Annotated in this window: 20 protein-coding genes; 12 read left to right on the top strand and 8 right to left on the bottom strand. The window is 40.6% G+C overall.

What is annotated here, in order from left to right; all coding sequences use genetic code 11:
- Window positions 1–22: 22 nt before the first annotated feature.
- Window positions 23–1579, bottom strand: coding sequence for a DUF2271 domain-containing protein (locus tag EXE29_RS01355; RefSeq protein ID WP_120363726.1), 1557 nt, complete (start codon window positions 1577–1579; stop codon window positions 23–25).
- Between the two features lie 105 nt (window positions 1580–1684).
- Between EXE29_RS01355 and EXE29_RS01350 the strand changes: the two genes are divergently transcribed.
- Complete coding sequence (locus tag EXE29_RS01350) at window positions 1685–2578, top strand: DUF4198 domain-containing protein (protein WP_120363725.1); 894 nt, start codon at window positions 1685–1687, stop codon at window positions 2576–2578.
- Between the two features lie 188 nt (window positions 2579–2766).
- On the opposite strand, the gene EXE29_RS01345 is transcribed toward EXE29_RS01350, so the two are convergent.
- From EXE29_RS01345 to EXE29_RS17440, 4 genes are all read right to left on the bottom strand, one after another.
- Window positions 2767–3654, bottom strand: a complete 888-nt coding sequence (locus tag EXE29_RS01345) for a DMT family transporter (RefSeq protein ID WP_106984366.1) — start codon at window positions 3652–3654, stop codon at window positions 2767–2769.
- A gap of 197 nt (window positions 3655–3851) precedes the next feature.
- Window positions 3852–4223, bottom strand: a complete 372-nt coding sequence (locus tag EXE29_RS01340) for a hypothetical protein (RefSeq protein ID WP_130125640.1) — start codon at window positions 4221–4223, stop codon at window positions 3852–3854.
- Window positions 4224–4453: 230 nt separating this feature from the next.
- Window positions 4454–6082: a long-chain-fatty-acid--CoA ligase gene (locus EXE29_RS01335; RefSeq protein ID WP_120363723.1), complete on the bottom strand. Its 1629-nt coding sequence runs from the start codon at window positions 6080–6082 to the stop codon at window positions 4454–4456.
- Between the two features lie 368 nt (window positions 6083–6450).
- A complete protein-coding gene (locus tag EXE29_RS17440; protein ID WP_165382470.1) occupies window positions 6451–6609 on the bottom strand; it encodes a hypothetical protein in 159 nt (52 codons plus the stop codon).
- Between the two features lie 182 nt (window positions 6610–6791).
- Between EXE29_RS17440 and EXE29_RS01330 the strand changes: the two genes are divergently transcribed.
- Window positions 6792–8207, top strand: coding sequence for an aminotransferase-like domain-containing protein (locus EXE29_RS01330; protein ID WP_120363722.1), 1416 nt, complete (start codon window positions 6792–6794; stop codon window positions 8205–8207).
- Window positions 8208–8308: 101 nt separating this feature from the next.
- On the opposite strand, the gene EXE29_RS01325 is transcribed toward EXE29_RS01330, so the two are convergent.
- The 3 genes from EXE29_RS01325 to EXE29_RS01315 all read right to left on the bottom strand — a co-directional run bounded on the left by EXE29_RS01325 (window position 8309) and on the right by EXE29_RS01315 (window position 12328).
- On the bottom strand, window positions 8309–9589 hold the full coding sequence (locus tag EXE29_RS01325) for a DcaP family trimeric outer membrane transporter (RefSeq protein ID WP_171406239.1): 1281 nt from the start codon (window positions 9587–9589) through the stop codon (window positions 8309–8311).
- Between the two features lie 123 nt (window positions 9590–9712).
- Window positions 9713–11083, bottom strand: a complete 1371-nt coding sequence (locus EXE29_RS01320; RefSeq protein ID WP_120363720.1) for an MFS transporter — start codon at window positions 11081–11083, stop codon at window positions 9713–9715.
- Window positions 11084–11413: 330 nt separating this feature from the next.
- Window positions 11414–12328 carry a LysR family transcriptional regulator gene (locus EXE29_RS01315; RefSeq protein WP_106984373.1) on the bottom strand — a complete coding sequence of 305 codons (915 nt, stop codon included), beginning with the start codon at window positions 12326–12328 and terminating at the stop codon, window positions 11414–11416.
- A gap of 115 nt (window positions 12329–12443) precedes the next feature.
- Here EXE29_RS01315 and EXE29_RS01310 point away from each other — a divergent pair, with 115 nt between their 5' ends.
- The 10 genes from EXE29_RS01310 to EXE29_RS01265 all read left to right on the top strand — a co-directional run bounded on the left by EXE29_RS01310 (window position 12444) and on the right by EXE29_RS01265 (window position 21450).
- A complete protein-coding gene (locus EXE29_RS01310) occupies window positions 12444–13553 on the top strand; it encodes a muconate/chloromuconate family cycloisomerase (RefSeq protein WP_106984374.1) in 1110 nt (369 codons plus the stop codon).
- A 20-nt stretch (window positions 13554–13573) separates the two neighbouring features.
- The gene (gene catC / locus EXE29_RS01305; protein ID WP_106984375.1) at window positions 13574–13864 is read left to right on the top strand and encodes a muconolactone Delta-isomerase; all 291 of its coding nucleotides are present in this window, start codon (window positions 13574–13576) and stop codon (window positions 13862–13864) included.
- Window positions 13865–13974: 110 nt separating this feature from the next.
- A complete protein-coding gene (gene catA, locus EXE29_RS01300; RefSeq protein ID WP_106984376.1) occupies window positions 13975–14895 on the top strand; it encodes a catechol 1,2-dioxygenase in 921 nt (306 codons plus the stop codon).
- A 93-nt stretch (window positions 14896–14988) separates the two neighbouring features.
- The gene (gene benA / locus EXE29_RS01295; RefSeq protein WP_117007367.1) at window positions 14989–16386 is read left to right on the top strand and encodes a benzoate 1,2-dioxygenase large subunit; all 1398 of its coding nucleotides are present in this window, start codon (window positions 14989–14991) and stop codon (window positions 16384–16386) included.
- Entirely contained in the window at window positions 16383–16892 is a 510-nt protein-coding gene (gene benB, locus EXE29_RS01290) for a benzoate 1,2-dioxygenase small subunit (protein WP_120363719.1), read from the top strand. Before benA ends, benB begins: the two co-directional genes overlap by 4 nt.
- 86 nt (window positions 16893–16978) lie before the next feature.
- The gene (gene benC / locus EXE29_RS01285; protein WP_120363718.1) at window positions 16979–17995 is read left to right on the top strand and encodes a benzoate 1,2-dioxygenase electron transfer component BenC; all 1017 of its coding nucleotides are present in this window, start codon (window positions 16979–16981) and stop codon (window positions 17993–17995) included.
- A 39-nt stretch (window positions 17996–18034) separates the two neighbouring features.
- Window positions 18035–18820, top strand: a complete 786-nt coding sequence (gene benD / locus EXE29_RS01280; protein WP_120363717.1) for a benzoate diol dehydrogenase BenD — start codon at window positions 18035–18037, stop codon at window positions 18818–18820.
- A 47-nt stretch (window positions 18821–18867) separates the two neighbouring features.
- Complete coding sequence (benE, locus tag EXE29_RS01275) at window positions 18868–20100, top strand: benzoate/H(+) symporter BenE (protein ID WP_120363716.1); 1233 nt, start codon at window positions 18868–18870, stop codon at window positions 20098–20100.
- A gap of 13 nt (window positions 20101–20113) precedes the next feature.
- The gene (locus EXE29_RS01270) at window positions 20114–20785 is read left to right on the top strand and encodes a 3-oxoacid CoA-transferase subunit A (RefSeq protein WP_120363715.1); all 672 of its coding nucleotides are present in this window, start codon (window positions 20114–20116) and stop codon (window positions 20783–20785) included.
- Window positions 20786–20799: 14 nt separating this feature from the next.
- Window positions 20800–21450, top strand: a complete 651-nt coding sequence (locus EXE29_RS01265; RefSeq protein ID WP_120363714.1) for a 3-oxoacid CoA-transferase subunit B — start codon at window positions 20800–20802, stop codon at window positions 21448–21450.
- Window positions 21451–21509 lie beyond the last annotated feature (59 nt).

Genomic DNA, 21509 nt, shown 5'->3' with positions numbered 1-21509 from the left:
AAAACCTTAAACTCAATCCGCGTTAATGCGCTTTTTGGAAACTCATTTTGACTGCGCCAATTTCGGTTTGAGCAGGCAAAGATTGTGTAGATGCTTTAGATTTTACATTCAAATCGAGTGTTTGATAACTATGGTCACCATGCTCACGTGAGGTTTCAATATGAACAATATAACTACCAGCAGCTACAGATTTTCCGTGGTCATCTTTACCATCCCAAGCCAGTTTGTAGTTACCTGGTTGACGTGAAGGTTTAGCAACCGCATCCAAATTTGTCATTTGACGACCATAACGGCGCCACCAAACGTAGTTTGAATTAATCCACTTCTCATCTTTGCCCCATACTGCAAGGGTACGGACTAATTTTTTATTTTCATCCGTCACCCATACAGATACGTAAGGCATACGATATTTTTCAACATTAATTTTTGGAATTGTTAAGTCAATTAAGGCTTGATAACCTGCTGGCCATTTTGCTGATGCGCCTGCAGCAACTGTCAGCATTTCAGGGCTAGTATCGGTTTGTAGTAAGTGATTCCAGCCTGCACTTTGATAAAACTGACCATTGCTCATGGTGAGTTTAGCTTCATAGCCAACAAGGCTTTCCACCAAAGCCATACCATCTTCAGGTGACATCGCAGTCAATGCTGTTGCCAACGCATCAGCGTCTGCAGCACATGTACCAACAACCACACATTGTTCAACGTGTTGCAGTGCTAAACCAGTATTTGGGTCTAATAAATGGCTTTGACCAGCGACATCACGATAGCCCTTACCACTGAAGGCAACAGCATGATCACGTAGTTTTAAAACTTCTGATGGAACGGCTAAATCATGATGATTAAACGCATCTTGTACACCAATGCTCCAACCATCTTTTTGTGGCGCATTACCCCACACACGCATGTCACCACCAATATCAATCAAAAGACCTTCAATATTGGGCACTTTGCTACGTGCTGCCAGCATTGCACGGTCAATGATATAACCTTTTGCATAGGCATCTGGTGCAAATTTTACAGCGCGTTGAATAGCAACAGTCTGTTGTTCTTTATCTAATGTTACGCTGTCTGGTTTCATTAATTCGCTAGTAATGGCTACGCGAGTTGATTCGTCAACTTTATGAATGCCTTGGGCTTTTTCCCACATTGCAATCAGTTCACCTAGTCGTGCATCAAATGCACCACAGCTTTTGGCACGCCATGCTTCACAAGCTACAATCACTTCAAATAATTCAGGTGAAACTTGCGCCGATTTTTTTGCATTTAATGCAGATATTTCGCTGTCAGCACGCCATACAGAAAGTTTTTTATCTAACTGTGCAATTTCTGCTTCAATGGCATCTAAAGCTAATTTTGCATCTTGTTTATTCGTTCCTGTGACAACAACATCAAGTGATGTGCCCAGTACATAGTCACGATGAAAACGATGTGTTTGTGATACATCTGGCTGGTTCAGTTGGGGGCTTTGCACCAGATCTGTTGCGTTGGTCTGCAGTGGAGAAATCAGGGCCAGTGCCATAACCAGTGGGGTTAGATTAAACACTTTTTTATGCAGTTTTTTGTTCTCAGCGAATGGCATGCTGAATCTCCAAAATATTTTTATAGCATCTTATTGATATTGATAACGGTTATCAAGTAGATTAGCGCACATTGAAGATAAATAATTTTTAAACTGGAGAATTCGATGAATAATTGGTTAAAAATCGCTTTAGTTGCGTCTTTACCTGTACTTGCGAACGCACATACAGCAAGCCCGTTTTTACTTCCTGACACATTTGATACAACATCATCGAATGTAACTTTTCAAAGTGCAATTACCATCGAAAAATTCTTTGCACCATCTATGAATTTTAAAACGACTTACGTTGTGACCAATCCAGATGGCAAAACAGTTGCGATTAATCCAGCAACAAGCTTAAAACGCTTCAGTATTGCGGAATTTGATTTACCATCTGAAGGTACATACCGTATTCGTACACAAGACGCGACTGGCAATAGCACAAAATATGCATTGATTGATGGTCGTTGGTTACGTGTCCGTCCAGTGCGTAATCCACAAAATGCACCTGCTCGCCCTGCGCCAGAAAAAGCGCCTGAACAAGCAAAAGCACCTGCAACTACACCAGCTCAACCACCTCGTATGATTGCCGCAGATCAAGTGCCAGAAAATGCACAAATTTTAGAAGCAACGAACACATTTATTGCTGAAAGCTTTGTGACTAAAGGTAAACCAACAGCAATTCCAGCCGTGACCAACAAAGGCTTTGAAGTTAAACTTATTACTCATCCAAATGAATTATTTTCAGGTGAATCCCTAAAAGCACAAGTGCTCTATAACGGCAAAGCTGTACCAGATTTAGAAGTTGATGTGTACAAAGGTGCAAGCACTTACGAGCCTAATGCAAAACGTGAATTACCTCATGTGCTCACCAATAAAAAAGGCGAATTTGAAATTAAATTTGATAAAGCAGGTATTTATTTAATTTCAGCATCTCATCCTGAAGCAAATACAGATAACACCAAAAAACCAAATACTGAAAATTTCACTTATGGTTTAACTGTTGAAGTTGCTGAATAATTTGTACATAGCACCTTAATTTCAAAATATAAAAAGCACATCTTTCGAGATGTGCTTTTTCTTTGCTTTCATAAAATAAGATTATTTACTTAGCACTTTTAATTTCAAAATGTATGGCCTTTCTTAGCTCAAATAGCTTTTGACTAAGGACTTATCCACCATAACTATATGGAGCCAAATAAATAGACTTAGGCCCATATCACCATGATGGCAGCAATCACGACCAATAAAAGCCCCCAGTGATCTGTACGAGCAAGCTTTTCTTTAAAGAAAAAGGCGGAAATAAGTAAGCTAAATAGCACTTCTATTTGCCCAAGTGTTTTAACAATCGCCACTGACTGCATACTCATGGCTGTAAACCAACCTAGCGATGCCAAAAAGCTACACACACTAACTTTAAATGTCAGTCCAATTCGCTCATACATGGCCACTAGCGTTTTTCGACTAAACAAAACCAAATACAGCAACATAATTAAACACTGAAAACCGATCACACATAGCAAAACCCAAGAAGCGCGATGTAAAAATGGTAAGGCTGTCAGTTCTAAACTGGCTTCGCGGACTAACAACGATGTAATGGCAAAACATAAACCACTGCCAACACCAATGAGCAAAGTAGGTACAGATAAGCTTTTTAGCCCCTGACCTTTACTGAGTAAAAATACGGCAATACCGCCTATGAGTACGCCAATCCATGCAAAAAAACTCAGATATTCCTGTAAAAATATCACGCTAATCAGTGCTGCTAATATAGCTTCGCTTTTAGCCAGACCAACACCAATCGCATAATTTTTTTGCTTAAATAGCATGACCATTAAAATGGTGGCTAAAATTTGGCTGCAACCTGCAAAAAAGATATAGAGCCAAAATTTAGAGGTAAATTCCGCATGTACAGTGATGGGATGGGCTTGGTACAACCAAAAGATATACGCGCCAGCAAAAGGAAAACCAAATAAGAAACGTGCCAGTGTCACGCCATAAACATCTACAGTACTGCTGAGTTGTTTTTGAAATGCGTTACGCCAAGACTGCATAAATGCAGCCATTAAAGTAAAAAGGATCCAGCTGGAGAACATGAATATTCCAATGGCGGGAGTGTTTAAAGAGAGTCTTTAATCTACGCCTATTTACACCAATTTTCGAGTTGCAACGGCTATTTAACCTATTGAAGTTTTTTATTGATTGCTCAAAATATCGTTATTATTCATGCTTCATTTGAATAACTTAAAACTTAAACCTGAGGTTTCTATCGCCAGTTCATTATCGAAATGTATTATTTGGGGAAACGAATAACACTGTTATCTACATAGACTTCAATTGCAGTAATATTTCGCGTGTAGCACCCACCCATCATATATTTTGAAATTTGGCCATAAGCATAAAGTTCAACGGGTTTGTTGTCAGGCAGTACCAGACATGCCCCCTTATTGATGACAACTTTATGAATCAATATAGGTTTTTCTGAAATAGATTGTACTTCTATCATAGAATTTGGGCTAAACGAATACTGTTTTTGAAGGTCATAGGCATGAACAATAATGGGGTCCTGTTTGGTTTTTGCTTTTGTTTTAGCAAAACTTGATGTACTGATACAGACAAAACAGCACATCATGATGAGTTGCGAAATAGTATTGAAGTAATTCATATTTTTATTCTTAATTTTAGTTATCTGAATATACATTGAATTGGAAAATCAATTCTTTATGCTTTTAACAGTAGGTTTAGATCTTACAATAAAATTTAAACTTTAAAAAAACTGCAAACTTCACCAAGCCCAATTCAATAATTTTCATGGTGAAATATTAATAAACCACAATGCCATACCAAGGGGTATAGCATTGTGGGCTTAGATTAAATGCGTAATTTTGGCACTACTTAAGTACTTAATAGCACTTTACCAAACTGCTCACGCAAATCTTTTTTCAGCATTTTTCCAGTACCACTTAGTGGAATGCTCTCTACAAAAATTACTTTATCTGGAATTTGCCATTTTGCTACCTTATCGGTATAAAAATCAAGAATCTCTGATTCATTTAAATCTACATCAGGCTTTTTAATTGCAATTAAAATAGGTCGTTCATCCCATTTTTCATGCTCTGCCGCAATCACAGCCGCCATCGCAATTTTAGGATGCCCCATGGCTAGATTTTCTAAATCAACAGATGAAATCCATTCACCACCAGATTTAATTAAATCTTTAGAGCGGTCACTAATTTTAAGGTAGCCATCTTCATTTAAGGTTGCAATATCACCCGTATCAAACCAACCATCACTAGTTAAGACACTGTTTTCTTTAGCAAAGTAGTTTTTGATAATCCAATGACCTTTGATTTGTAAATTGCCTGTGGTTTCACCATCACGGCTGACTTCATGGGTCCCATTTTCTTCATCGGTAATTCTTAAATCGACACCAAATGGTGGACGACCTTGAGAAAGACGAACCTGCAATTTTTCTTCGTCAGATAAGCCCATATGCTTGGCTTTAAATTGGTTGGCAGAACCTAAAGGACTGGTTTCCGTCATTCCCCAAGCATGGATGGTTTCACAGTTAAACTGATCTTTAAATGCTTTTAGCATCGCAGGTGGGCAAGCCGATCCCCCCACCACATTACGGCTTAAGCTTGTAAGCTGGCTACCTGATTGTTGCGCTGCATTAATGAGACCTTGCCAAATGGTTGGTACGCCTAAGGCAACACTCACTTTATAGCGATCAATTAAACCCACTAAGCTTGCACCGTCTAAGCCTGGCCCTGGCAGTACCAAGGTACAGCCTGCCATCGCGGCTGCATAAGGCGTTCCCCAAGCATTGACATGAAACATTGGCACAACTGGCATCATGACATCACGTGCAGAGATATTTAAGGAATCTGGCATGCTAATCGCGTAGCTATGTAATACAGTTGAGCGGTGGCTATACAGTACGCCTTTTGGATTACCTGTAGTGCCTGATGTGTAGCACAATGAGCTGGCGCTAAGTTCATCAATCACGGGCCATGTAAATTGTGCAGAATGACCTGCAATTAACTCATCATAAAATAAAACATCTGGAATGGCTTCACGTACAGCATCATCAGGTGCATCTAAGCAAATATAATGTTCTACACTTTTTAGTAAGGGCTTAACGGCTTTAATCAGTGGTAAAAATGTTTTATCAAATAAAAGCGCTTTATCAGCTGCATCATTAATAATAAATACCAATTGCTCTGGGAAAAGTCGTGGATTAATGGTGTGACAGACCAACCCACTCCCCGAAATGGCATACCACGATTCTAAATGTCGATGGTTATTCCATGCGATCGTAGCGACACGATCACCTAAAACAAAACCAAAGGATTGTAATACTTGGGCAAAACGTTTGGAGTTATCGTGTATTTTTCCCCACGTCGTTTCAGTAATACTTAAATCGGTATTTTTTGAAATGACTAAACTGTCCGCATGATAACGTCCAGCATGTTCAATCATGCTACTAATCAGTAGTGGCTGAAACATCATATTTCCAAGCATGCCGTGCTCCTTATGCTATGTTGTTATTTCCATTTGCCCATCATTGGGTTTTATATTTCAGTGATTTTTATAAAAGTTCGTCAGTCAAAATACGTCGCTATGCATTTTGCTCAGTTTTATATTTAACTTAGTTTATTCATTTTGACTAGCTTTTTTGCAAAAGTGTGCAAGTGCTTATTTGCGTAACTATTTTTAAATTAGAATAGAGCGTTTGAAAATGATCTTTTACACCAATTTAATGTCTGAAAATCTCATTGAGTAAAAAATTTAGCTAAAAATAGGCAACTAAAAAAAAGCTCAACACTATTGAGCTTTTTTAGCAGAATGAGAGCACGTTAAAAATGATTATGCAGGCTTAATGGTTTTGTTTAGCCCATATTAATTTTGTCTGCATTCACTGCAATCGCAACACCAAGGCAAAATAAACCTGCATAAATCGCAAACCAAATAATCATATTTTTAAAAGCTTTGTCTGAAAGACTGCTATCCGCATACTGTGGTGCTTTATCTTGGGGCTTTTGATTCATAGACTCACCTGTAAACTCAATGAAGTGATAACTCATTATGAAAGCCAACAATCCCTTGGGCTAGATACAGAAATACATTAAAAAAATATAACAGTTAAGTTTAATTGGCATTAAATCCCTTTAAATATATTAAAAATAAGTTATTTTAGTTAAATTATAGATACAGATATTTAGGCTGTAGCATGTTTAAGTCTGAAAAATTAGCCCATAGCATTGAGCAATTTATTGAAAATGGTCAGTGGAAAACCCACGAGAAACTGCCTTCTTTACGTGAGCAAGCCCAACTTTCGGGTTATAGCCTTATTACTGTTTTAAATGCTTATCAAATACTTGAAGCTAAAGGCTTAATTTATGCCAAAGATAAGTCGGGATACTATGTTTCTCAGCCTAAATCTGTCATACACCCACCGCTTACTCAGATGCAACACAGCAAACAAATTCAGATTAACTCTACGGTTTTTCGTTATTTAAAAAGTATACAGCACAGCGATATATTGCCTTTTGGTTCAGCCTTTCCAAACCCTGAGCTTTTGTATAACCCTAAATTTATGCAACTTTTAGCACAGCATGCAAAACGTAAGCATAGCTATTTAAACAGTGACAATATGCCACCAGGCAATCATGCATTACGTCAAATCATTGCAAATCGCTATATTTTACAAGGTGTGCAATGCGAAACAGATGACCTTGTCATTACATCAGGAGCTTTAAACGCTCTTAATTTGGCCTTAGAGGCTCTCACACAGCCTGGGGATTTTATTTTATTACAAGACACCGTGTTTTATGGTGCATGGCAAGCAGCTGAACGCTTAGGTCTAGAAGTGGTCACCATTCCTACAGATGCCGAACATGGTTTTGATCTTGTTGCCTTTGAACAAGCGCTAAAACAGTACCCGATTAAAGTCTGCTGGCTCATGTTGAATGTGCAAAACCCAGTGGGCTATACAGTGCCAAATTCGATTAAGCAAAAAATTGCAGATCTTTTACATCACTATCAAGTGTATTTGATTGAAGATGATGTCTATGCAGAATTAAGCTACGGCAAACATAAACCTTTACCCATGACTTATTTTGATCGACATCAACGTGTATTACATTGCTCTACTTTTTCCAAAACACTCGGTATGGGCACACGTGTAGGCTGGGTTCATGCTCGTCAATTTTCAGATGCGATTCAACATTTGCAACTTATGAGTACAGTTTCAGTGAGTCCCTTGGTGCAAAATGCCTTAGTCGACTTTTTGTCACACCATCATTATGAAAAACATTTACGTCATTTGCGTAGTCGTTTAGCTCAGTACAAACAAGTATTTTATGATTATTTAGCGCAGCATTTACCTGTAGATTGCCAAATTCATTTTTTTGCCAGCGGTTATTTCCTCTGGATTGAACTAGCCCAACACTGTGACAGCTTTAAAATTTATGAAAATCTTTTAAAACAAAATATTGGCATAGCACCTAGTGTTTTGTTTCGGCTAGAAAAAAGCACACAAAATTATATCCGTCTGAACTGTTCCTTTGAATGGAACGATACGATGCAATATGCTATGCAACAATTATGTCTATCCATACATCAACATAGTGAATTGCGTTCCTAAATTTTGACTTAAAAGCTAAAAAGCCTGCATCAATACAGGCTTTTTATATATTTAGATTTTTTATTGTAAAACTATAGGCTTAAGCTAAGCGATTAAATCGACTAGAAGTTATACATTGCGACAGCATTTACTCGATTGTCTGTGCCTGTTTGACTACCATTTGGTGCGGGAGCAAAGGCTTCTCTTTCACCATAAACATATTCTAGTCCTAAACTGATCGGTTTAATTGGGCTATAAAAAAGATTGGCCCAAGCTTGCCATAAGTCTTTATTGGCTTTGGTTTTATCCGTTAATGCATTGATATACGCATCATTTTGATCAGCCTTCATATAACCATAACCGAGTGTGCCTCGTAGTTGTGGACTAAATTGCTGTGTAATACCTAAAGTGATCGAGTCAAATTCATTCCTAGCAATGATGTCTTTATTGGCATTCGTAACAAAACCTTGGTTACTCCAAGACACAAAACTACTATCGCCCTTCACATGGTAATAGTCTGCCTTAATCATCGTTTTGTCGGTCACATCCCATTTTGCACCTAAACCAACACCCCATGCCATTTCAGCATCGGTATCCGTTTTTTTCTCTGTGCCCATTGCACGTGCACTGAGTTGTACGCGCTCATTCAGTTGATGGTTTAAGCGTGCAGTTAAAGCAGGTAAACGCATATTTGAACTTTCATCCTTTGCATCTTCAGCCGCCAATACAACATTGGTGATTGGACTGAATTTGTGGCTATAACGGACTTGTGGAGTTCGTTTGACTGCACCACCAACATACCCTAAAGCATCTATTGTTTCAGGCATATAATCAGGTACGGCAAAGTTTGACCATGTTTGACCAATTAACCAATTGCCATAATTCATATAGGCATGACGAATACGAAGTGCATCATTGGTACCTAAAAAGTCGACCTCAAGTTTAGCGTTAATATCTTTGCCAGATGTAGCCGTTTTAAAGTCTAAGCCTAAACGTGTGGCAGCAAGCGAAGCTTTTAAGCGATCTGAACTTTCATTATTACCCGTTAATGGCACTGTATTTATTTGATTGTATAAACGCGCTGCGCTACCGCCTTCCGATTGGTATGACGCATCGGCTCGCACATTGCCATAAAAGGTCAATTCTGCACCTGCTTTGGTTTTGAGGCGCGTTCCTTCCACTTTTAATGCAGGTGTATTTTCAGTATTTATTTTAGCCGTGCTCGCTTGTATCTGTTGCAAGCTCTGTTGTTGCTGCGCATATTGCTGCATTAATAGCTTTAAAGCTTTTACTTCGTCACGTAGCTGTTGGATTTCGGCATCGGTAGTTGAGGCTGCAAAGCTCATTATTGGGAAACTACACGCACATGCTATGACAAGTCGGTTTAATTTGAAACTTAACATTTTTTGATTCATCCTGAGTTTGGGTATAACCCCATTTTCCATTTCATTGACACATTAAACCCATGATTTTTACCTTTCAAATCAATGTATAAACTTAATGTGTCATGTCAGTGTGTATTTAAATTAATGTGCGGTACTTTTGACTGGCGTGGCTTTTTCTGATGAAGTATGCGTACTCGTTACACCATCTACAGATGCCTTTAAGTTCACACAAAATATGGCAATTGCAGCAATTGCACCTGGTATTGCAATCGCAAGAAAATTCATTTGATGTGGTAATTCTAAGGTGAGTAATGCCCCAGTCAGTACAGGCCCGACAATTGCACCAATACGACCAATACCTGATGCCCAACCCATACCCGTCGAACGGACTGCAGCTGGATAGAACTGTGCCACAAAGGTATAAAGTAAGATTTGCGAGCCAATAGTCGCTGCTCCTGCAACCGCAATGAGCAAATACAATACAAATTGAGGACTATTAAAACCAAGTAACACCAGCGCAATCGCACCAACGGTAAACATAATGCTTAATACAGGTTTTAAGTGGAATTTATCTGCCAATGTGCCGCCACCAATTGCGCCTACCATGCCACCGATGTTGAGTGCAAATAAGAACAGCATGCTTGCACCAAGTGAATAGCCTGCTTGAATCATGAGTTTAGGCAACCAACTACCAAGTGCGTACACCATGAGTAAGCACATGAAAAATGCAATCCAAAACATGATGGTACTAAAGGTGCGACCTTGCTGGAATAAGGCTTTAAATGGTGCTTCATTGCTATTGCTTTCATTTAATACAAACTGCGTTTGTGCTGTGACAGCTTGTTCGGGTGCAATTTTTTGCACAATTTCTGCAACTGCTGTTGTTTGGCCTTTTTGGGTCAAAAACATCAGCGATTCGGGTAGAAACTTCCAAATCAAGGGTAAAGCTAAAAATGGAATACATGCGATATAAAACATGATTTTCCAGCCATAATCGGCAATCAGCCAAGCCCCGAGTAATGCAGAAGCCATACCACCAATGGCATAACCACTAAACATGAGTGCAACTAAGGTACTGCGGATACGTTTAGGTGCATATTCAGTCATGAGTGCAACCACATTCGGCATTACACCACCAATGCCAAGGCCAGCTAAAAAGCGCAGTAGGCCAAACTCAATGGGATTAGAGACAAATGCACCCAAAAAGGTAAAGCCACTAAATAGTCCAACGCAAATCATAATGGTTTTTTTGCGTCCTAATTTATCTGACAAAGTCCCAAATGACATGGCGCCAAACATCATGCCAAAGAGTGCTGTACTGGCCAATAACCCTGCTTGTACTGCACTGAGCGACCATTCTTGCATCAAAAGTGGTAAAGCGACGCCATAAATGACCAGATCATAACCGTCAAAAATAATAATCAGTAAGCACCAAATTAATACGCCCCAATGAAATGGGCTAAACTTGGCTTCATCTACAATCGAATTGATATTGAGTTGTTGTGTATTCACGCTAAGCCTCCTGCTTGTGAATTTTTTATTCACAAAAACAATGAAGCAAAGGTGTTTTTATGTCCAAAACTGATGAGCTCTATATTTATACCTTTAAAGTAAAGCCTAAATTTCTTTCTTTGAAACAAATAATTAAGTCACTAAAAGCCATAAAAAATAGCATAAAAATATTTTTAATTCGAAGTGCTTTACTAAACTGATTCATAAAAAAAGCAAATCTAAAATCAATATTAGATTTGCCTTAAAATATATATTTCACGTAATTAAAAAGGTATTTACGGTTTATTTTTAATTATTTTAATATAAGCATTCTATACATTTTCTCAATGATTAAATGGTTGCTCTGTCGTAGCTAATCGCTTCTAAGTCATATACTTGATAAATACAATCAAATAAGGAGCGAATATCATCGCTTTCATCCATACTTCGAATAGCAAGAAAAATAGGACTCACCGCCGAATCATCAAGGATAGGTAAATAATGTAAATGCGGAAATTTAATGGTTTGTGCACTTTCAGGCACTACACAGCAACCTTCTCCTGCTGCCACCAACCCTAGCGCCAACTGAATTTCACGGACTTCCTTTAAATTTTTGGGGTCTAAACTATGTTCAGCAAACAAATGTCTGACTTGTGTGGAAAAGTTGGGTTTTGGATGGCTTGGATATAAAAACATATGTTCATCGACAATATCTGCCAAATACACGCCTTGTGCTTGCTCGGCTAAAGGATGGCTGGCATGTACGGCCAACATTAAAGGTTCTTCTCTTAATAAGACCCGACGCACAGCTGAATCTGAAATTCTTAACCGTCCAAATCCAACATCAATACGCCCCTCTTTTAAAGCCGAAATTTGGTCTTTGGTGCTCATTTCAATGAGCTCAATTTTCAAATTTGGATGTTGCTTGCGAAACAAATACACAATTTTGGGCAATAAACCATAAAGCAAAGAGCCTACAAAACCCATTGTCACTGTTTTTTCGACCAGTCCAATACGCTGTGCCATGGTTTTTATTTCTTCAGCATTAGACAAAAGTTTAACAGCATGCTGATAGAAAAATTGCCCTGCTTCCGTGGTCTTTAATGGGCGGCTTCCACGCTCAAAAAGCTGTATACCAAGCTCTGCTTCAAGGTTCTGAATTTGACGGCTCAAAGGCGGTTGAGCAATAAATAATTTTTCAGAAGCTTTGGTAAAGCTTTGCTCCTCTACAACTGCAACAAAATAGCGAAGGTGTCTGAGTTCCATTCAATTCCATACCTTTTATGTATATAAAAATGCAAATTTGATCTTCGACAGTCAAATTTTATTCTTTTAAGGTATATCACAAGAGCCATGAAACGCAAGTTTGCGAAGAGTAAACATGTACAAATCAGTCGAAACACTTTTAGTCGAAATCCCGACCATCCGCCCACACAAAATGGCGGTGGCGACGATGCAAACCCAAACTTTGGTTCTAATTAAAATTACCACTGAAGATGGATTTGTCGGTTGGGGCGAAGCAACCACCATTGGTGGCTTAGGTTATGGTGAAGAAAGTCCTGAAAGCATCAAAACCAATATTGACACTTATTTTTCACCATTACTTAAAACTTTAAAAGTACACAACATTGCGCAAATTATGCGCGTGTTGAAAAAAAATATTAACGGTAACCGTTTTGCGAAATGCGCCATTCAAACTGCACTTTTAGATATTCAAGCACAGCGTTTGAATCTACCGCTATCGGAGTTATTGGGTGGCCGTTTACGTGAAAGTGTACCTGTGCTTTGGGTGTTGGCTTCTGGTGATACCAGCAAAGATATTGCCGAAGCGCAAAAAATGATAGCGATTAAACGTCACAACACTTTCAAACTCAAAATTGGTTCACGTCCTGTAGAAGCAGATGTTGAGCATGTGCTTGCGATTAAACAAGCTTTAGGTACAGATATTTCGATTCGCGTAGATGTAAACCGTGCGTGGTCAGAACTTGATGCCCTTAAAGGCATACAGCTTTTACAAGATGGTGGTGTTGATCTCATTGAGCAACCTTGTGCAATTGACAATATTGATGCCATGCAACGCCTAAGTCGCCGTTTCGATATTGCCATTATGGCGGATGAATCTTTAATGGGTCCAAGTTCGGCGTATCGCCTTGCACGTACCAATGCCGCCTCCGTATTTGCAGTCAAAGTTGCGCAGTCTGGTGGACTTTTAGAAGCTAAAGATGTTGCCACCATTGCCAATTTGGCAGGAATCGATCTTTATGGCGGCACCATGTTAGAAGGCCCTATCGGGACAATTGCATCTGCGCATTTATTTTCAACCTTTGAAAATTTGGCCGCAGGAACAGAACTTTTTGGCCCGTTGTTGCTTACCGAAGAAATTTTAAAAACCCCTTTGCAATATCAAAATTTTGAACTTGCTGTGCCAAAAACATCAGGTTTAGGCATTGAGTTAGATCAAGACAAACTTGATAACTTGCGTCGCAAATAAACTTAAATCAGGAGCTTCACATGCTTTTTCAAGTACGAATGGACGTGAATATTCCTCTGGACATGCCAGCGGAAAAAGCAAATGAAATTAAGGCTGTAGAAAAAGCCTATTCACAAGAATTGCAGACTCAAGGTAAGTGGCGTCACATTTGGCGTATTACAGGCCAGTACTCGAACATCAGTATTTTTGATGTGGAAAGCAATGAAGAACTGCACAACATTTTGCAGGGTCTACCGCTATATCCTTACATGAATATTGAAGTAATGGCTTTAAACCGTCATCCATCTTCTATCCGTGACAATGACAGTTAATTAAAACAGTCAATCACATCCAAAGGGTTATTTAACAAGGAATGTGGCAGCCAAGTGAAATTATAAAAATCACATCAGCCACCCAAAAAACATACTTAAGGAGCAATAGTATGAACCGTCAAGACATTGATACTTTAGTCAAAACAATGAATATAGATACGGCAACCAAACCTGTAGATGCACGTGTTCAGCAAGTTGTTGTACGCCTTTTAGGTGATTTATTTCAGGCCATTGAAGACTTAGATATTTCACAATCAGAACTGTGGAAAGGTTTGGAATATTTTACCGATGCAGGTCAGGCCAATGAATTAGGCTTATTGGCAGCAGGCCTTGGCCTAGAACATTACCTAGACTTACGTGCCGATGAAGCAGATGCCAAAGCAGGTATTACAGGCGGTACGCCGCGTACCATTGAAGGCCCGCTTTATGTTGCAGGTGCACCTGAATCTGTTGGCTTTGCTCGTATGGACGATGGTACTGAAACAGATAAGATTCCAACTTTATTTATTGAAGGTACAGTGAAGGATACTGCAGGCAATATCATTGAAGGTGCAAAAGTTGAAATCTGGCATGCCAACAGCTTAGGTAACTACTCTTTCTTTGATAAGTCACAATCTGACTTCAATCTACGTCGCACAATTTTTAGTGATCAAGACGGCAAATATATTGCACAAACAACGATGCCTGTTGGCTATGGCTGTCCGCCTGAAGGCACAACACAATTTGTATTAGACAAACTTGGCCGTCATGGCAACCGTCCATCTCATGTGCATTATTTTATTTCTGCACCAGGCTACCGCAAGCTAACGACTCAATTCAACATCGAAGGTGATCAATACCTATGGGACGACTTCGCTTTTGCAACCCGTGAAGGTCTCGTTGCAACGGCTGTTGATGTCACTGACGAAGCTGAAATTACCCGCCGTGGTTTAAACCAACCGTTTAAACACATCACGTTCAATGTTGAGTTGGTGAAAGAGCAAACAGAAGCTCCATCAACAGAAGTTGACCGCCGTCGCGCTAGCGCTTAATACCCATAGATTAGGAAACTCAGATGTCTGCAGGATGACATTGTCATGACATCTGTGTGACTTCCCCCAAATTTGGAAAGTTGGAGAAAGGATATGCCACGTATTCCAGTCATAAATACCAGCCACCTCGATCGTATAGATGAATTACTTGTAGACGATTTTGAAAGTGGTGAATTTAAACTTCATCGTTCTGTATTTACAGATCAAGCCCTGTTTGACCTAGAGATGAAATACATCTTTGAAGGCAACTGGGTGTACTTGGCACACGAAAGCCAAATTCCAAATAATAACGATTTCTACACCACCTATATTGGCCGTCAGCCGATCATCATTGCGCGTAACCGCCAAGGTGAACTGAATGCCATGATCAATGCTTGCTCACACCGCGGCGCACAGCTTTGCCGTCATAAAAAAGGCAACAAAGCAACTTACACTTGCCCTTTCCACGGCTGGACATTTAACAACTCAGGAAAATTGCTGAAAGTCAAAGATCCATCTGAAGCAGGTTATTCAGACTGTTTTAACCAAGATGGTTCGCATGACTTAAAGAAAGTTGCACGCTTTGAAAGTTATAAAGGTTTCCTATTTGGCAGCTTAAACCCTGATGTGCCTTCACTAGAAGAGTACTTAGGTGAAACCAGCAAGATTATCGACATGATCGTCGGCCAATCCGAACAAGGCCTTGAAGTGCTGCGCGGTTCATCAACTTATACCTATGAAGGCAACTGGAAACTGACTGCCGAAAATGGCGCAGATGGTTACCACGTGTCTGCGGTGCATTGGAACTATGCAGCAACCACACAGCACCGTAAAGAAGCGCAAGCAGCCGATAACATTCGTGCCATGAGCGCAGGCTCTTGGGGTAAACAAGGCGGCGGTTCATACGGTTTTGAACATGGCCACATGTTGCTTTGGACACAATGGGCAAACCCAGAAGACCGTCCAAACTATGTTAAAGCTGAAGAATATACCGAGAAATTTGGCGCACCGATGTCGAAATGGATGATCGAGCGTTCACGTAATCTTTGTTTATATCCAAACGTGTATTTGATGGATCAGTTTGGTTCGCAAATACGTGTGCTGCGTCCAATTTCAGTGAATAAAACTGAAGTAACGATTTACTGTATTGCCCCTGTGGGTGAAGCGCCAGATGCTCGTGCACGCCGTATCCGTCAGTATGAAGATTTCTTCAATGCCTCAGGCATGGCAACACCAGATGATCTAGAAGAATTCCGTGCCTGCCAAGCCGGCTATGCAGGCATTGAACTGGAATGGAACGATATGTGCCGCGGTTCAAAACATTGGATTCAAGGCCCAGATGAAGCCGCCAATGAAATTGGACTCAAACCAATCCTCAGCGGTATTAAAACTGAAGATGAAGGTTTGTATCTTGCACAGCATCAATATTGGTTAAAAATGATGAAGCATGCCATTCAAGCGGAAAAGGAATTGGCAGAAATTGAAGCTTCTGCAATGGGAGAAAGCGCATGAATGCAGCCGTTCAACAAGATGCGATCACGCTCGAAACTATTGCACAATTTCTCTACCGAGAAGCACGCTTTTTAGATGATGAACAATGGGACGATTGGATCGAGTGCTATGCCCCATCGGCCTCATTTTGGATGCCAGCTTGGGACGACGACGACAAATTAACGACCAACCCTCAGTCTGAAATTTCATTAATTTACTACCCTGACCGTCAAGGTTTAGAAGACCGCGTTTTTCGAATTAAGACTGAACGCTCATCAGCAACCATGCCTGATACCCGTACCAGTCACCACATTAATAATATCGAAGTCATTGAGCGTGATGGCACTAAAGTCACTGTGCGTTTTAACTGGAACACCTTGAGTTTCCGTTACAAAACCAATTACAGCTACTTTGGCATGTCACGTTATGAAATCGACTTTTCAGCAGAACAGCCGCAAATCTTAAGTAAATACGTGGTGCTGAAAAATGATTACATCAATCAAGTCATCGATATCTATCACCTCTAAGTATAGACAGCAATGTCACCTTTCAGCCAGAAGGATATTTGGCTGAAAGGTCTCAGTTACACCGATTTTTAAAAGGATATTCAGCCATGTCAAACCACAATGTTGCACTTCAATTTGAAGATGGCGTTACGCGTTTTATTTCAGTTGCACAGGGTGAAACGCTTTCTGATGCTGCTTACCGTCAAAAAATTAACATTCCGCTAGATTGCCGTGATGGCGCATGTGGTACTTGCCGTGCATTCTGTGAATCGGGCAGCTTTGATATGCCTGAAGAAACCTATATTGAAGATGCCCTTACACCTGAAGAAGCGGCTGAAGGTTATATCTTGGCTTGCCAATGTAAACCGACTTCAGATGCAGTATTCCAAATTCAAGCCACTTCAGATGTCTGTAAAACTGAAATTAAAGCCTTACAAGGGACTTTGGTCAGTGTAGACAACCTATCTGACTCGACCATTACATTTGATATCCAACTCGACGAAGGTCAGCCGGATATCAACTTCCTTGCGGGCCAATATGTCAATGTCGGCATTCCAGGTACCACAGAAACACGCTCTTATTCTTTTAGCTCAAAACCGGGCAACCGTCTGACAAGTTTTGTAGTACGTAATGTGCCGAACGGCAAGATGAGTGACTTTTTAAGCGCCAATGCCAAAGCGGGCGACAAAATGACTTTTACCGGCCCTTTTGGCAGTTTTTACTTACGTAATGTGGCTCGCCCTGTATTGATGCTTGCAGGCGGAACTGGCATTGCACCGTTTATGTCTATGCTACAAGTTTTAGAAGAAAAAGGCGCAGAACACCCTGTTCGTTTGGTCTTTGGTGTGACCAATGACTTCGATCTTGTTGCCATAGAAAAACTCAATGCCTTAAAAGCAAAGTTCAATTGGTTTGACTACCGCACGGTAGTGGCAAGCCCTGAATCTAAGCATGAACGCAAAGGCTATGTGACCAACCATATTGAAAACGAATGGTTAAATGCGGGTGATGTTGATGTCTACCTATGTGGCCCTGTGCCAATGGTAGAAGCTGTACGTGGTTGGTTAGATGGTGAAAACATTAAACCTGCTAGTTTCTTATTTGAAAAATTCTCTGCGAACTAAGCATCTGACTACGTTAGACATATAGAGGTAGAGACATAAATGAACCATAACAACCGTTTTGAAAATAAAGTGGTCATTGTGACCGGTGCAGCACAAGGTATTGGCCGTGGTGTCGCTTTACAAGTTGCAAGCGAAGGCGCTCAAGTTGTATTAGCCGATCTTTCTGACTATGTGGAAGAAACACTGGCTGAAATTGAAGCGCATGATGGCGATGCCATTATTGTTAAAGCCAATCTTGAAACTTTTACAGGTGCCGAATCCGTCGTAGCCCAAGCCATTGCAGCCTATGGCCGTGTTGATGTGCTCATCAATAACGTTGGCGGTGCAATTTGGATGAAACCATTTCAGGAGTTTTCTGAAGATGAAATCATCAAAGAAGTGAACCGTTCACTGTTTCCAACAATGTGGTGCTGCCGTGCGGTATTACCTGAAATGATCAAAAATCAGCGCGGTACGATTGTCAATGTGTCGTCTATTGCGACACGTGGAATTAACCGTGTGCCCTATTCCGCCTCCAAAGGTGGCGTAAATGGCTTAACGGCTGCACTTGCTTTTGAACATGCTCAAAATGGTATTCGTGTGAATGCTGTGGCAACAGGCGGTACAGAAGCGCCGCCACGTAAAGTCCCACGCAATGCCAATCCATTATCGGATGATGAAAAGCAATGGATGCAGCAAGTGGTGGATCAAACCATTGACCGTACTTTCCTCGGCCGATATGGCACGATTCAAGAGCAAGTGAATGCAATCCTATTTTTAGCATCCGATGAATCATCTTATATGACCGGAACTGTCGTACCAGTAGGTGGCGGTGATCAGGGCTAAAACTGATCGAGTTCAGGATCATTTTTGAAAGCATGGAGGCAACAACAATGGCGACCCTGTTGAAAACATTAAAAGAAGATTGGTCACTTTCAGCGACTGTTGCAGGATTTTTAGCTGTGCTGATTTCCTATTCAGGGCCATTAATTATCTTCTTTCAAGCTGCACAGAAAGCAGATGTTGCACCTGAGATAATGATTTCATGGATTTGGGGCATTTCTATTGGTGCAGCGGTTGCAGGTATTTTTTTATCCATTAAATACAAAGTACCTGTGATTACGGCTTGGTCTGCGCCGGGCACTGCACTTTTAGTCACGCTTTTTCCCAATATCAGTCTGAATGAAGCCGTCGCCGCCTACATTACTGCAGCAATTGTGATCTTAATCATTGGTTTAACAGGTTATTTCGACAAACTTTTAAAATGGATACCGCAATCCATCGCTGCAGGCATGATGGCAGGTATTTTATTTCAGTTTGGGCTTGGTCTGTTTAATGCCACTGACAGCATGCCATTGATTGTATTTGGCATGCTGATGGTATTTTTAGTGTCGAAACGACTCAACCCGCGCTATAGCATGCTTTGGGTACTCGTGACAGGCGTAGTGCTTAGTTTAATCTTTGGCAAAATGAACCCTGTCGACATCCACTTCAGTTTAGCCATTCCGCAGTGGATTAGCCCTGAATGGACAGTCAACAGCCTGCTTAATTTAGCCCTTCCCCTGATTTTAGTCAGCCTTTCAGGTCAATTTTTACCGGGCATGGCCATTATGAAACTCAGTGGTTATGACACACCTGCTAAACCCATTATTACCGTAACCAGCTTAGCGTCATTAGCTGTCGCATGTGTCGGCGGGATCACTATTGTTCTCGCATCCATCACTGCTGCTTTATGCATGGGCAAAGATGCACATGAACTTAAAGACAAACGCTACATCGCAGGAATTGCCAACGGCATTTTTTACATCTTCGGTGGTCTCTTTGCTGGAAGCATTGTTTTGCTCTTTAGCTTATTACCTAAAGAACTCGTTGCAGCCCTTGCAGGTCTAGCGCTTTTAGGCGCAATTGCCACCAATGTATCCGTGGCGATGAAAGATGAAAACCAAAGAGATGCGGCGCTCATTACATTTTTAGCAACAGCTTCAGGCATGCATTTTATGGGGCTGAGTTCAGTTTTTTGGGGGATTTGTATCGGGATTATTGCGCATTTGCTTTTAAGTAAACCGAGTACAAAAACAGCCTCTCAAACAGCTATGACAGGCTCAACAGATTCTAAAACTTTATAGTATAGGTACGTATATGATCGATAAAAGTCAGACTTCATTAACTGAAGTACTTTCACAAATCAAAAATGGTTCAACCATTATGATTGGCGGTTTTGGTACCGCAGGCCAGCCAGCAGAACTGATCGATGGCCTGATCGAACTGGGCATTAAAGACTTGGTTATTGTAAATAATAATGCTGGTAATGGTGATTACGGCCTTGCCAAATTGCTCAAAGCCGGTGCTGTACGCAAAATTATTTGTTCGTTCCCTCGTCAATCGGACTCATGGGTTTTTGATGAATTATACCGTGCCGGAAAAATTGAGCTTGAGCTGGTTCCTCAAGGAAACCTTGCCTGTCGTATACAAGCTGCAGGTATGGGACTTGGGCCAATTTATACACCTACAGGTTTTGGAACTTTACTTGCCGAAGCTAAACCTACGCTGAACTATGAAGGCAAAGATTATGTGCTAGAAAATCCAATTAAAGCCGATTTCGCACTGATTAAAGCCTCTCAAGGTGACCGTTGGGGTAATTTGGTTTATCGCAAATCTGCCCGTAATTTTGGGCCGATTATGGCAATGGCCGCGGATATTACCATTGCCCAAGTTTCTGAAGTAGTTGAACTTGGTGCTTTAGACCCTGAGCACATTATTACCCCAGGCATTTTTGTTCAGCATGTTGTTGCTGTCACACCTGAACAGTAATTGGAGATTTTTATATGAGCTATACCAAATTAACTCGCGACCAAATTGCTGAACGTGTGGCGCAAGATATCCCTGACGGTGCTTATGTTAACTTAGGCATTGGTCTCCCGACCAAAATTGCCAACTACTTGCCTTCAGATAAAGACGTATTTTTACATTCAGAAAATGGTTTATTGGCCTTTGGTGAAAAGCCCGAGGTTGGACAAGAAGACCCTGAACTGATTAATGCAGGCAAAGAATTTGTCACTATGCTGACAGGCGGTGCATTTTTCCATCATGGTGACTCATTTGCCATGATGCGTGGCGGTCACTTAGACATCGCAGTTTTAGGAGCATTCCAAGTTGCACAAAATGGCGATCTTGCCAATTGGCACACTGGTGCACCTGATGCAATTCCAGCTGTAGGTGGTGCAATGGACTTAGCTGTAGGCGCAAAAAAAGTCTTTATTACGACCGATCATGTCACTAAAAAAGGTGAACCAAAGATTGTTGCAGAACTGAGCTACCCAGCGACAGGCTTGAAGTGTGTAGACCGAATTTATACTGATTTATGTGTGATTGATGTGACTTCAGAAGGCATGAAAGTTCTTGAAAAAGTTGAAGGTCTTTCTTTTGAAGAATTGCAGTCGCTAACGGGTGCGAAGCTGATTGATGCGACAGCTTAAAGCAAAATATTCCCTCTTATTTAAAGGAGGTATTTAGGGAGGATTAATAATAAAAATTA

The organism is Acinetobacter sp. WCHAc060006 (genome assembly GCF_004209135.1).
Lineage (GTDB): Bacteria > Pseudomonadota > Gammaproteobacteria > Pseudomonadales > Moraxellaceae > Acinetobacter > Acinetobacter cumulans.
The sequence above is the reverse complement of the archived record's forward strand: the minus strand, read 5'-3'. Positions and strand labels throughout refer to the sequence as shown.